The organism is Acinetobacter sp. S-1, from assembly GCF_059579785.1.
This window is the reverse complement of record NZ_CM184207.1, coordinates 822,531-836,025: the sequence shown is the minus strand read 5'-3', so window position 1 is coordinate 836,025 and position 13,495 is coordinate 822,531. Positions and strand designations below refer to the sequence as shown.

Here is a 13,495-nt window from a genome sequence, read left to right as displayed (position 1 = left end):
CATTAAACACTTTAAAATAAAAAAAACAAATACTAAAGTACCTAAAGAAAAAATTTTAATTAATAGAAATTATATATAAGTCTTAGTTAAGTTTTTCTTATGTTAATTTAATGAAAAATCACGTTAAACGTTTTATATATAAAACAAATTTATTATTTTACTATTTACCATTTGTTGAAAAATCATTTAATTAAAATATTCATATAACAATTATTAATATCTTAATAAAATATATTATTAATAATATATATAGAAAAAAAAGGCTTTAGGTAATATTTTACTATTACACCAAAACCTCATTTTTAAATATCTTATAAATTTTAAAACTATTTATATTTAGAAATTATCTGGACTCTCAAATCTTTTTACTTCTTGTAACTTATTCGGGTCATGCATTGTCGCAATTCCGTCCTCAGTTTTTTGGTCTACAAGAATATCTGGATTATAAACGGTGATTGTTTCTCTACCCAGCGCATCCTCCCCCACAATATACTGAAAACCTCTTCGGTTCATCTTATGGCACAACCTTTGATAGAAGCCTTTTAAGCCTTCAGTTTCCTCGTTGGGGTTGTAATAAAAAGCATTCATCACAGCTGGTAAGCCTAGGCCGCACACAATACCTGATAACAATACACTAATAAATGTATATCCAATCAGGATACTACTATAGGGACTTAAGGCAGGAATATTGGCTACTGCCAAAATCAATGCAAGTGAAATCCCTCCTCGTACCCCACCCCAAGATAAAATAGTCAAACTACCGTTGTAGCTTTTAGTTCTACGCATTGTGGGGAAAAAAGCGAAAGCCATAAAGTTGGCAGCAAAACGGGAAATATGAAGAATAAAGAATGCAACAATACCGCCTAAAATCAGGCTAAAGTTTAGATCAAGAATAAATAACTCTAAGCCAATTAAAGTAAATAAGAATGAGTTAATGATTCCTTCTACTGTATGCCAAAAATGATTAACTTCTTGAATCTCTCGCTCTTCTCGTATTTCTTTCCATTTGTTCCCAACAATTAAACCGCCAATTACACAAGCAATCGGTGCTGATGCATGTGCAAACAAAGCAACCAAATATGCTCCACTTGCAAGTAAAGCTGTTGTTAAAATCAGGGACTCCATTTCGTGTTTACCACGTAATAGACGCAACACCCCTACCCCAAATGCCCAACCAATCCCGACGGCGACAACAATTTCATAAAGTAGAGCTTCTAATGTCGCTACCAATGAAAAATGTTCACCCTGTAAAACATTAAGTAAAGTCATAAACAATGCAATACACATTGCATCATTAAATAATGATTCACCTTCTAGCTTAACAATTAAATGATGTGGTGCTCGAATCGAACTAAGCACACCTTTAATACCAATTGGGTCTGTTGCCCCTAAAGCTGCACCTAAAAGTAACAGCACCAGAATTGGCACATGATATCCAACCAGTAATTGGAATCCGTAGAGTAAACTGCCAAATAATACGGCGCAAAGTACTAAGGCAATTGTTGCCAAAATACTAATTTGTTTCCAATAACTTTTTAGATCTGAAATTTTAAATTTGAGTGCAGAAGAAGTTAGAATAAAACAAATAACACCATTAATTAAAAAATCATAAAAATCGATATGGCGTACTGCTTCTTCAATATTATGAATGTTAATGGTAATAAACTGGTTACCATTTAGTAGGCTGGCACCCCACTGTAGAATAAAGACAAAAATTGCTGAGACTAGAGGAACACCAATCGCCTGTGGAAAGCCTAAAATACGCTTATTAAAGATCGTGGTTGCAATTGATAGTGCAAAAACCACTGTAAACGCTTGTAATAGAAAAAAATTACCCATGAATACCCTTCTTCTGGGTCAACGACCAAATAAACAACTTTGCTAGATCGACCAAACTTAATAAAAAGCTGACATAAACAATGCCATAATCATAAAAAACAGAAATTAGGATGCAAGTTTAACGAATTGATTGAACAATCTATCAATCTGTTAAATTTCTTAACATTATTTATAGTTATGATCGAAACAAAAAAGATGAGCTTATTAAATTATGTTTAACAAGACTCATCCTATAGAATTTTAAACTGGATTATTAAAAGTATCGCATTGGTTAATATCACCAGTTTTTAAACCAACCTGAAACCAATGCATGCGCTGTTCACTACTACCATGAGTAAAGCTATCCGGAACGACCTGACCTGTGGAACGCTTTTGTAAATAATCATCTCCAATTTTTTGAGCAGCATCCATCGCCTCTTCAATGTCACCTTGCTCTAAAAATTGAGTTCGCTGTTGATTATGGCTCGCCCAAATACCCGCTAAACAGTCAGCTTGTAATTCTTGACGAACAGATAATTGGTTACCTTCTCTTTGGCTGACTTGTGCACGGGCTTGCTGTACTTGTGACGAAATACCCAGCAAGGTTTGAACATGGTGCCCTACTTCATGTGCAACCACATAAGCTTGTGCAAAATCCCCAGCTTGATCTTCTCTAGAAAGTTCAGTTTGGTTCTGCTCACCAGAAATTCCCATTTGCTGACGCATATCTTTAAAGAATTCTGTATCGATATAAACCTTTTGGTCTGCAGGACAATAAAATGGCCCCATTGCAGATTGAGCAGTACCACATCCTGACTGAACCATTCCACTAAACAATACTAATGTTGGTGGCGTATAGCTTTTACCTAACTGTTTAAATATGGGGGTCCAAGTATCTTCTGTATCAGCCAAAACCGTTCCAACAAAATCCGAGGCTTCCTTTTGCTCGGCCGTTAAACTTTCTGGCGCAGTTGCATTTGATTGTTGTGAAGCAGTAACTTGCTGCGTTGCTTGATAAGCCTGCTGTGGGTCAACACCAAAGAACTTCCACGCAACAAATGCAACAACCAAACCAATAATACTAATACCGCCTGCTCTAACACCGCCACCACCTCGACGGTCCTCAACATTGCTACTAATTCGTCGACCTTTCCAGCGCATAATTTCCCTCTTCTTTTTAGAATGGCATCATGAACCCGATGCTTTTTTAGGCCACATTTTTTGTATTAAGCTCACAATTAATAGAACAATTGCACCTGCAACAAGTCCTATTCCAAAGTTAATCAATGTTGGTGTTAAAGCACCAATGATGTTACCCACTGCTGGTATTGTTTCCACATGATCCACTGTGTCTTCAGTTAAGTGATGAAGCAATGGAATGGTATGATTAATAATCCCGCCACCCACTAAAAACATTGCAATAGTGCCCACGATTGAAAGTAATTTCATCAAAATAGGAGCAAAAGCTAATAGGCCTCGACCTATAGTTTGTTTAAATGAGGTCGACTGTTCTGTTAAATATAATCCCAAATCATCAATCTTAACAATCATACCAACTAGGCCATAAACGCCAATCGTCATCACAACAGCAATAACACTTAAAACGCTTACCTTTGTCATTAAAGTAGCTGTAGCAACTGTACCAAGCGTAATCACCACGATCTCAGCCGATAAAATAAAATCAGTTCTTACTGCTCCTTTTATTTTTTCTTTTTCAAAAGTTGCTAAGTCTAATTCTTCAGTTTCAAGCTCTGCTTTTGCTTCCTCTGATGTAGAAGCTTTTTTATGCATAATGGTATGAAGAACTTTCTCTACTCCCTCATAACATAAAAATAACCCCCCGAGCATTAATAGCGGGTTAATAAGCCAAGGTGCAATCACACTAATTAACAATGCTAAAGGAACTAAAATAAGCTTATTAACAAATGAGCCTTTAGCCACTTTCCAAACAATAGGTAGTTCGCGATCTGCGCGCACACCTGTTACTTGCTGAGCATTTAAGGCCAAATCGTCACCTAAAACTCCTGCAGTTTTCTTGGCTGCCATTTTGCTCATTAAAGCAACATCATCTAAAATTGTTGCTATATCATCTAGTAATAAAAGTAAGCCACTCGCCATTTCTTATCCAAGTTTGTATTTATTAAGGCTATTGTAAGATGATTTTTTTGAATTTCTGTAATTTTACTGAATAAATTCACAATATTATTTTAAGAAAAGTTTCCCCAATCGCTGACGAAAAAAATTTATTTCCCGTACAATAATGCCAATCTTTTATATTACAGGGCTTACTACCCCTGATTAAGCCAATACGATAGTGGAATAAATAATGAGTAATGTTGATCAGCGTCCAATTATTTTGACAGGCGACCGCCCAACCGGACAACTTCATCTTGGGCATTTTGTCGGTTCTTTGCGTTCTCGTGTAGGTTTACAGGATAGCCATCATCAACATCTCTTATTAGCAGATGCACAAGCATTAACAGATAATGCAGATAATCCAGATAAAGTTCGTCGTAATATTCTAGAAGTTGCTCTCGATTATTTAGCTGTAGGCATTGACCCAACAAAAACTACCATTTGTGTTCAGTCTTGCTTGCCAGCACTCAATGAACTCACAATGCTCTATCTTAACTTTGTGACAGTTGCGCGTTTAGAACGTAACCCGACCATTAAATCTGAAATTCAAATGCGTGGTTTCGAGCGTGACATTCCAGCTGGTTTCCTCTGCTACCCTGTTGCACAAGCGGCTGATATTACTGCTTTCAAAGCAACTGTGGTTCCAGTGGGTGAAGATCAGATTCCAATGATTGAACAAACGAATGAAATCGTACGTCGAGTAAATCGCCAAGTCGGTCAAGATCTTTTGCCTGAATGTAAAGCTTTGCTTTCTAATATGGCACGTCTACCTGGTTTTGATGGTAAAGCGAAAATGTCTAAATCATTAGGCAATACCATCGTTTTAAATGCTTCTGATAAAGACATTAAAAAAGCTGTTAATGCGATGTACACCGATCCAAATCACCTTCGTATTGAAGATCCAGGTCAAGTTGAAGGCAATATTGTATTTACTTATTTAGATGCATTTGATCCAAATAAAGAAGAAGTTGAAGAGTTAAAAGCTCACTATCGTCGCGGTGGTCTTGGTGACGGTACAGTTAAAAAACGTCTTGAAGGTGTCTTAAAAGAGTTAATTACACCTATTCGTGAACGTCGCGAAGAACTTGCTAAAGATCCTGACTATATTATGGATGTTTTACGTCAAGGTACAGATAAGTGTCGTCTTATTACTCAACAGACTTTAGACGAAGTTAAAGATGGTTTAGGTTTATTTAAATTTTAATTCTCGTTAGAAATTAAAAGCCCTTCGGGGCTTTTTTTATTTATTAGATTCAATAATATTCATTTTTTAGAATTACTAATGTATTGATAGCCATTCACAGGCTTTTACCCTATTAACGTGAAGTAACACTTATTAACGCTAATAGCGATGAAGAATATCTTAACTTTATCTATTATCTTCTATGTAGGTTACATCATATGAGCCTCACGACATTTCTCCTTAAACCGAAACTGTTTTTACAGATTCGTTGTTCTACGCAATGATCACCCCAATCATTGCGTATTTTTTTGCCTAAAAATTTTATTTATGAATTAGCTATACTTATAAAAACTCTTATTTTTCTTTAATAAATAAAAAAACACCGCATCATTTTTCAGATGCGGTGCTTTTTAAGATTCAGCGTAAAGCGATTAAGCTAAACCTTTCTCTTTTAAAACTTGCAACATAGTTGAACCAAGCTCAGCTGGGCTACGAGTGTAAGCCATACCTGCTTTTTCAAATGCAGCGAATTTCTCTTCAGCAGTACCTTGACCACCAGAAATAATCGCACCAGCGTGACCATACGCTTACCTTGTGTAAGCCATACCTGCTTTTTCAAATGCAGCGAATTTCTCTTCAGCAGTACCTTGACCACCAGAAATAATCGCACCAGCGTGACCCATACGCTTACCTTTAGGAGCAGTTACACCAGCAATGTAACCCACTACAGGCTTAGTCACGTTAGATTTGATGAATTCAGCAGCTTCTTCTTCCGCTGTACCACCGATCTCACCGATCATGATGATTGCATCAGTATCTGGATCGTCTTGGAACAATTGAAGCGCTTCGATTTGGTTCATACCTGGGATTGGGTCACCACCGATACCGATACAAGTAGACTGACCTAAACCAAGCTTAGTTGTTTGAGCAACAGCTTCATAAGTCAATGTACCTGAACGTGAGATGATACCAATACGACCTGGTTGGTGAATGTGACCAGGCATAATACCAATCTTACATTCACCCGGAGTGATCACGCCTGGACAGTTAGGACCAACTAAACGAGTACCGTTACCGTTAGTTTCTAAGTAGCGTTTTGCTTTAAGCATGTCGATTGTTGGAACACCTTCAGTGATCACAACGATTAGGCCAACACCTGAATCAACCGCTTCAACGATTGAGTCTAAAACGAATGGAGCTGGTACATAGATTACAGATGCATCTGCATTTGTTTCACGTACAGCTTCTTTCATTGTGTTGAATACTGGTAGGTCAAGGTGAGTAGTACCGCCTTTACCTGGAGTAACACCACCAACAACTTTTGTACCGTAGTCTAAAGCTTGTGCAGAGTGGAAAGTACCGTTTTTACCAGTAAAACCTTGTACCAATACTTTAGTGTCTTTATTAATTAATACGCTCATGATTGATACTCCCCTTACGCTTTAACTGCAGCTACAACTTTTTCTGCGGCATCAGACAAGCCGTTTGCAGAAATTAATTTCAAACCAGATTCATCAAGTAATTTAGCACCTAACTCAGCGTTGTTACCTTCTAAACGAACAACAACTGGAACAGTTACGTTTACTTCTTGAACCGCTGCAATAATTGCTTCAGCAATCATGTCACAACGTACGATACCACCGAAGATGTTGATTAAAACACCTTGTACAGATGTATCAGCAAGGATGATTTTGAACGCTTCGATTACGCGCTCTTTAGTTGCACCGCCACCAACGTCAAGGAAGTTTGCAGGCTGACCACCATAAAGTTTAATGATGTCCATAGTTGCCATTGCAAGACCAGCACCGTTAACCATACAACCGATGTTACCTTCTAAAGCAACATAGTTAAGATCAAATTCAGATGCTTTTAATTCACGCTCATTCTCTTGAGATTTGTCACGTAAAGCAGCAACTTTAGGTAAACGGTAAAGCGCGTTAGAGTCGATACCTACTTTCGCGTCTACACATAAAATTTCGCCATTTTCACGAACTGAAAGTGGGTTAATTTCAAATAAAGCAAAATCATTTTCAACAAATGCTTGGTAAGCAGCTGTCATGATTTTTACGAATTGACCGATTTGTTTATCTTTCAAACCTAAAGCAAACGCAACTTCACGTGCTTGGAATGGTTGTAAGCCAACTAATGGATCAACTTCAACTTTGATAATTTTTTCTGGAGTTTCTTCAGCAACTTTCTCGATTTCTACACCACCTTCTGTAGAAGCCATGAAAGTAATACGACGGCTAGAACGGTCTACAACCGCACCTAAGTAAAGCTCACGCTCAACTGGGTATACGTCTTCAGCAACAATGATGCTGTTTACTGGTTGACCATTTGCATCTGTTTGATACGTTACAAGACGAGTACCAATGATATTGTTTGCAAATTCGATAACATCTTCTTTAGATTTTGCAACTTTAACGCCACCAGCCTTACCACGACCACCAGCATGAACTTGCGCTTTCATTACCGCGAATTTACCACCAAGCTGTTCAAATGCAGCAACTGCTTCGTCTGCATTGGTAGCCAAGATACCTTCTTGTACTGGCATACCATATTCTTTCAATAACGCTTTAGCTTGATACTCATGTAAGTTCATTTAGTTACCTACTTAACTTTGTTTGTTGTCTTCAATTTGCGCAACATTCTCATGTTACTTATGCAAATTGCTGTCTACGTCTTTCACCTTGATGCTTTTTTAATCACACCATCGAATGTGAAAAAGAGCGGAGAACCGCTCTTTATTTTATTTACGCTTACGTTGAATCGCGTGAATTGCACGACCATCTACAGCAAGTGCAGCTTCATGAACAACTTCAGAGAATGTTGGATGACCAAATGTCATTAACTGAAGATCTTCAACAGAAGATACAAATTCAAGAGCGATCATACCTTGGTGTACGATATCAGATGCAGCAGGTCCAATAACATGCATACCTAATAAACGGTCAGTTTTTGCATCAGCAACAAACTTAACAAAACCAGCACCTTCACCCGCCGCTAAAGCACGACCATTTACAGCAAAACCGAATTGACCAGTTTTAACTTCATGACCTTTTTCTTTAGCTTGTTCTTCAGTTAAACCAACCCATGCCGCTTCCGGATGTGTATAGATAACAGAAATGATTGTGTCATAGTTCACTTGAGCTGCATGACCGTGAATACGTTCAACAGCCATTACACCTTCTTCCATTGCTTTATGAGCAAGCATTGGACCACGAACCAAGTCACCAATCGCGTATACACCTTCTACAGAAGTTGCACAGTGATCATTTACTTCAACTAGACCGCGTTCAGTCAATTTAATGCCTGAATCATCTGCCAATAAACCTTCTGCATAAGCTTTACGGCCTACACAAACGATTAATTTGTCAAAAGTCTGAGTTTTTTCTTCGCCGCCTTGAGTGTATTTAACAGTCACTTCACGACCATTAATTTCAGTACCAGAAACTTTAGCACCGATACGAATATCAAGACCTTGCTTAGTTAAAAGTTTTTGGTAGTCTTTTGCCAAAGCTTTATCAGCCATTGGTAAGAACGCATCCATTGCTTCAAAAACAACAACTTCAGCACCAAGACGACGCCAAACAGAACCAAGCTCTAAACCGATTACGCCTGCACCAATTACACCTAAACGCTTAGGTACTTCTGGGAAGTTCAATGCACCAGTTGAATCAACAATAATATCTTGATCTACAGGAGCTACTGGAATATTTACAGGCACAGAACCAGACGCAAGAATAACGTATTTAGGTTCTAAAACTTGAGTTTCACCTTCATGAGAAACGAACTCAACTTTTTTACCAGCAAGTAATTTACCAGTACCTTTTAACCATTCAATGCCATTGCCTTTAAGCAATTGATCGATACCACCAGTTAATTGGTCAACAATTTTGTCTTTACGAGCAAGAAGCTTAGCAAGATCAAAATTCACTTCACCTGTAGTGATACCGTGATCAGCTAAGTGATGTACTGTATCTTCGTAACGGTGAGAAGAGTCAAGTAATGCTTTAGAAGGAATACAACCTACGTTTAAGCATGTACCACCTAAAGATGGCTTACCGTTGTGAATACGTTTTTCGATACAAGCGACTTTAAAACCTAGTTGAGCAGCACGAATCGCAGCTTCATAACCACCAGGACCACCGCCAATAACAACAAGATCAAATTGTTGAGACATTGTTTATCTCCATGGTCCGAGATAGAGGATCACTCTACCTCGGTAATATTATTCGAAGAAATTAAAGATCAAGGATGAGTTTAGCTGGCTCTTCTAACAATTCTTTGATTGCTACCAAGAAACCTACAGCTTCTTTACCATCGATCATACGGTGGTCATAAGAAAGTGCTAAATACATCATTGGCAAGATTTCAACTTGACCATTTACAGCCATAGGACGCTCTTGAATTTTGTGCATACCCAAGATACCAGTTTGTGGCTGATTCAAAATTGGAGTTGAAAGTAATGAACCGAAAGTACCACCGTTAGTGATTGTGAAAGTACCACCAGTCATTTCTTCGATAGATAATTTACCATCACGTGCTTTAGCAGCATATGCACCAATACCAGATTCAACTTCTGCATAGCTCATACGATCAGTATCACGTAATACTGGTACAACAAGACCACGATCAGAAGATACTGCAACACCGATGTCGTAGTAACCGTGATAAACGATATCGTCGCCATCAATTGAAGCGTTTACAGCTGGATAGCGTTTAAGCGCTTCAGTTGCTGCTTTAACGAAGAATGACATGAAGCCTAAACGAGCGCCATGACGTTTTTCAAAAGCATCTTTATATTGCTTACGCAATTCCATGATTGGCTTCATGTTAACTTCGTTGAATGTAGTTAACATTGCTGTTTCTTGAGTTGCAGCAAGAAGACGCTCAGCTACACGCTTACGTAAACGAGTCATTGGAACGCGTTTTTCGATACGCTCACCAACAGCCACACTTAACGGAGTAACGTTAGCAGCTGGTTTAGCTTGATGGTTTGCAACATCTTCTTTAGTGATACGACCACCACGACCAGTACCTTGTACGTCAGCAGCAGCAATACCAGATTCAGTTAATGCTTTACGAACTGCAGGAGCTTGATCAGATACAGTTTCTGTACGCTCAACAACAGGCGCTGCACCAGCTTGAGTTTGAGCAACTGCTTGCTCTACTGCTGCCGGAGCAGCCGCTGCTGCACCAGCACCAGCTTCAAATTGAGCAATAACTTCGTCAGAAAGAACTGTATCGCCTTCATCTTTAATGATTGCAACTAAGCTACCATCAGCAGGAGCAACAACTTCTAAAACAACTTTGTCGGTTTCAATATCACAGATTACTTCATCACGTGATACAGGTTCACCCACCTTTTTATGCCAAGTTGCGATGGTTCCATCTGCAACAGACTCTGGGAATACCGGTGCTTTAATTTCGGTTGCCATTATTGAGAATCTCCTGATTGTTCAGCTTCGATTGCCAATGCATCATTAATTAGCTGAGCTTGTTGTTTTGCATGCAAGTACGGTGAGCCACAAGCTGGTGCAGCAGAAGCTTCACGACCTGCAAAACTGATACGGATTTGTTTGCCAGATTTTAAGATATCGTCATATAAACGCGGTGCAATAAATAACCATGCGCCTTGGTTCTTCGGCTCTTCTTGTGCCCAAACGAGTTCTTTCACATTTGGATAAGCAGCCAAGATTTCCGCAAGACGTTGCTCTGGGTATGGATACAACTGTTCAATACGTACGATTGCAACATTAGTTAAGTTTTGTTCACGACGTTTTTCAAGTAAGTCGTAATAAACTTTACCGCCACAAAGTACAAGACGAGTTACATCTGACTTGTTAATTTGATCGATTTCATCAATTACAGTTTGGAATGAACCATTTGCAAGCTCTTCTAAAGTAGAAGTCGCAAGTTTATGACGAAGTAAAGATTTCGGTGACATTACAATCAATGGCTTACGAATTGGGCGTACAGCTTGACGACGTAATGCATGGAAAATCTGTGCAGGTGTCGTTGGAGTGATCACTTGCATGTTGTCTTCAGCACATAACTGCAAGAAACGTTCTAAACGAGCTGATGAGTGTTCTGGGCCTTGACCTTCGAAACCGTGTGGTAACAACATTGTTAAACCACAAACACGTTCCCACTTAGTCTCACCAGAAGCAATAAACTGGTCAATCACAACTTGAGCACAGTTTACGAAGTCACCAAATTGTGCTTCCCAAATAATCAAGCTCTTAGGAATTGTAGTTGCGTAACCATATTCGAATGCAAGAACTGCTTCTTCAGATAAAAGAGAGTCATAAATCGCAAAACGTGGTTGGTTCTCTTTCACATGACAAAGTGGAATGTAAGTTGAACCATCAGCTTGGTTATGCAATTTCGCATGACGGTGTGAGAAGGTACCACGACCCACGTCTTCACCAGTAATACGAACTAGATAATCTTCATCTAATAAAGTTGCATAAGCTAAAGTTTCTGCTGCACCCCAGTTTAATGGAGTTTCACCAGTTTGCATTTTTACGCGGTCTTCAATTACTTTTTGAACCTGACGCTGCATTACAAACCCTTCAGGAAGTTTGCTCATGCCCTCGCCTAATTCTTTTAAGCGATTTAAGTCAAATGAAGTATCCCAATCGTCTGTGTAGTCATGGCCCAAATATGGAGTCCAGTCAACAAACATTTTGGTATTTGGTTCAAGAATCAATGCATTTGCTACATGATTACCCGCTTCTAGATCAGAACGGTAATCTTCAACCATTTGGTCTGCTTCAGCACGATCAAGTACTTTCTCTTGAACAAGTTGATCAGCATAAAGTGTACGAGTAGTCGCTTTCTTCGCAATTACTTGATACATCAATGGCTGTGTACCAGATGGCTCATCTGCTTCGTTATGGCCACGACGACGATAACAGAACAAATCGATAACAACATCTTTACGGAATTCGTGACGGAAATCATGTGCTAATTGAGTAGCAAAGATAACAGCTTCAGGATCATCGCCATTTACATGGAAAATTGGCGCCTGAATCATTTTAGCAACGTCTGTACAGTATTCTGTAGAACGTGCATCACGAGGATCAGAAGTTGTGAAACCTACTTGGTTGTTCACAATAATATGAACTGTACCACCAACCGTATAGCCACGAGTTTGTGACATCTGGAAGGTTTCCATGTTCACGCCCTGACCTGCAAATGCCGCATCACCATGAACTATCACTGGTAAAACGTCATCACCGCCAATGTCTCTACGACGTACTTGACGTGCACGTACAGAACCTTCAACTACAGGACCAACAATTTCCAAGTGAGATGGGTTAAATGCTAATGCCAAGTGAACTTCGCCACCTGGAGTCATTACATTACTTGAGAAACCTTGGTGGTATTTAACGTCGCCAGAACCTTTTTTATGAATTGATTTACCTTCGAACTCACCAAATAAGTCCGCAGGGTTTTTACCCATAATATTCACAAGAAGATTTAAACGGCCACGGTGTGGCATACCAATAACAACTTCTTTACAACCTACAGCACCAGCACGCTGAATAATCTCGTTTACCATAGGAATAAAAGATTCGCCGCCCTCAACACCAAAGCGTTTAGCACCGACGTATTTATTACCAAGATATTTTTCAAGACCTTCTGCAGCAGTTAAACGCTCTAAGAAGCCTTTCTTTTGATCATTTGTGTAATTGAATTTACCACGGGCACTTTCAAGACGTTGTTGAATCCAACGTTTTTCTTTTGTGTCCACGATATGCATGTATTCAACACCGATCGAACCACAATAGATTGATTCCATTGCCTCAATCATTTCAGCAAGCGTTGCTTCGCTTTTGCCAATTTCAAGATTGCCGGTATTGAATACAGTGTCTAAATCTGATTTGGTTAAACCGTGAGCTGAAAGATCTAAATCCGGAATCTCTTCACGCTTAGCAAGACCTAATGGATCTAATTTAGCTTTTTGATGTCCGCGATTACGATAAGCAGCAATAAGTTGTAAAACGCCAATTTGACGACGCTCATGCTCAGTACTTACAGTACTTTGTACAACAGGTTGAACACGATTAGCATTACGTCCTAGTAATAGGAATTGCTCACGCACAGCGCTGTGTGGTTGGTCACCCTTTGGATATTTATCGAAATATTGGCGCCAGTCCTCAGCTACAGAGGTTGGGGAAGTCAGGTACTGCTCGTAAAGTTCTTCAATATACGCTGCACTATCAGCGGAAAGTTCAGTGTCAAGACGCAATGCGTCAGCAACTTCTTGCATTTGTGGACCCATTTCCTATTGCAAAAAATATTACAGGCTGCCTTTTAAGCACACCCATGATGCATAATGCCAAATTG

At 39.1% G+C, this 13,495-nt stretch carries 8 protein-coding genes and 1 pseudogene; 1 reads left to right on the top strand and 8 read right to left on the bottom strand.

The window, feature by feature from the left end; genetic code table 11:
- Positions 1–336: 336 nt before the first annotated feature.
- From AC52J8_RS04195 to AC52J8_RS04185, 3 genes are all read right to left on the bottom strand, one after another.
- Positions 337–1,839: a cation:proton antiporter gene (locus tag AC52J8_RS04195; RefSeq protein WP_002116022.1), complete on the bottom strand. Its 1,503-nt coding sequence runs from the start codon at positions 1,837–1,839 to the stop codon at positions 337–339.
- 240 nt (positions 1,840–2,079) lie between these two features.
- The gene (ypfJ, locus tag AC52J8_RS04190; protein WP_002116484.1) at positions 2,080–2,979 is read right to left on the bottom strand and encodes a KPN_02809 family neutral zinc metallopeptidase; all 900 of its coding nucleotides are present in this window, start codon (positions 2,977–2,979) and stop codon (positions 2,080–2,082) included.
- Between the two features lie 27 nt (positions 2,980–3,006).
- Complete coding sequence (locus AC52J8_RS04185) at positions 3,007–3,936, bottom strand: DUF808 domain-containing protein (protein ID WP_005072929.1); 930 nt, start codon at positions 3,934–3,936, stop codon at positions 3,007–3,009.
- Positions 3,937–4,144: 208 nt separating this feature from the next.
- Here AC52J8_RS04185 and trpS point away from each other — a divergent pair, with 208 nt between their 5' ends.
- Entirely contained in the window at positions 4,145–5,158 is a 1,014-nt protein-coding gene (trpS, locus tag AC52J8_RS04180; RefSeq protein ID WP_086399703.1) for a tryptophan--tRNA ligase, read from the top strand.
- A 410-nt stretch (positions 5,159–5,568) separates the two neighbouring features.
- Here the strand turns inward: trpS and sucD are convergent.
- From sucD to AC52J8_RS04155, 5 genes and pseudogenes are all read right to left on the bottom strand, one after another.
- Positions 5,569–6,558, bottom strand: a pseudogene (sucD, locus tag AC52J8_RS04175) (succinate--CoA ligase subunit alpha).
- Between the two features lie 14 nt (positions 6,559–6,572).
- Positions 6,573–7,739 carry an ADP-forming succinate--CoA ligase subunit beta gene (gene sucC / locus AC52J8_RS04170; RefSeq protein WP_001048573.1) on the bottom strand — a complete coding sequence of 389 codons (1,167 nt, stop codon included), beginning with the start codon at positions 7,737–7,739 and terminating at the stop codon, positions 6,573–6,575.
- A 147-nt stretch (positions 7,740–7,886) separates the two neighbouring features.
- Positions 7,887–9,320 (bottom strand): dihydrolipoyl dehydrogenase, encoded by a 1,434-nt coding sequence (gene lpdA, locus AC52J8_RS04165; RefSeq protein ID WP_002116053.1) that lies wholly within the window; start codon positions 9,318–9,320, stop codon positions 7,887–7,889.
- A gap of 61 nt (positions 9,321–9,381) precedes the next feature.
- Complete coding sequence (gene odhB, locus AC52J8_RS04160; protein WP_005064561.1) at positions 9,382–10,578, bottom strand: 2-oxoglutarate dehydrogenase complex dihydrolipoyllysine-residue succinyltransferase; 1,197 nt, start codon at positions 10,576–10,578, stop codon at positions 9,382–9,384.
- Positions 10,578–13,418, bottom strand: a complete 2,841-nt coding sequence (locus AC52J8_RS04155; RefSeq protein ID WP_025466613.1) for a 2-oxoglutarate dehydrogenase E1 component — start codon at positions 13,416–13,418, stop codon at positions 10,578–10,580. Before AC52J8_RS04155 ends, odhB begins: the two co-directional genes overlap by 1 nt.
- Between the last annotated feature and the right edge of the window lie 77 nt (positions 13,419–13,495).

Coding starts and splice junctions, on each gene's coding strand:
- AC52J8_RS04195 (WP_002116022.1), bottom strand. CDS start 1,839: ATGGGTAATTTTTTTCTATTACAAGCGTTTACAGTGGTTTTTGCACTA.
- sucC (WP_001048573.1), bottom strand. CDS start 7,739: ATGAACTTACATGAGTATCAAGCTAAAGCGTTATTGAAAGAATATGGT.
- lpdA (WP_002116053.1), bottom strand. CDS start 9,320: ATGTCTCAACAATTTGATCTTGTTGTTATTGGCGGTGGTCCTGGTGGT.
- trpS (WP_086399703.1), top strand. CDS start 4,145: ATGAGTAATGTTGATCAGCGTCCAATTATTTTGACAGGCGACCGCCCA.
- ypfJ (WP_002116484.1), bottom strand. CDS start 2,979: ATGCGCTGGAAAGGTCGACGAATTAGTAGCAATGTTGAGGACCGTCGA.
- AC52J8_RS04185 (WP_005072929.1), bottom strand. CDS start 3,936: ATGGCGAGTGGCTTACTTTTATTACTAGATGATATAGCAACAATTTTA.
- AC52J8_RS04155 (WP_025466613.1), bottom strand. CDS start 13,418: ATGCAAGAAGTTGCTGACGCATTGCGTCTTGACACTGAACTTTCCGCT.
- odhB (WP_005064561.1), bottom strand. CDS start 10,578: ATGGCAACCGAAATTAAAGCACCGGTATTCCCAGAGTCTGTTGCAGAT.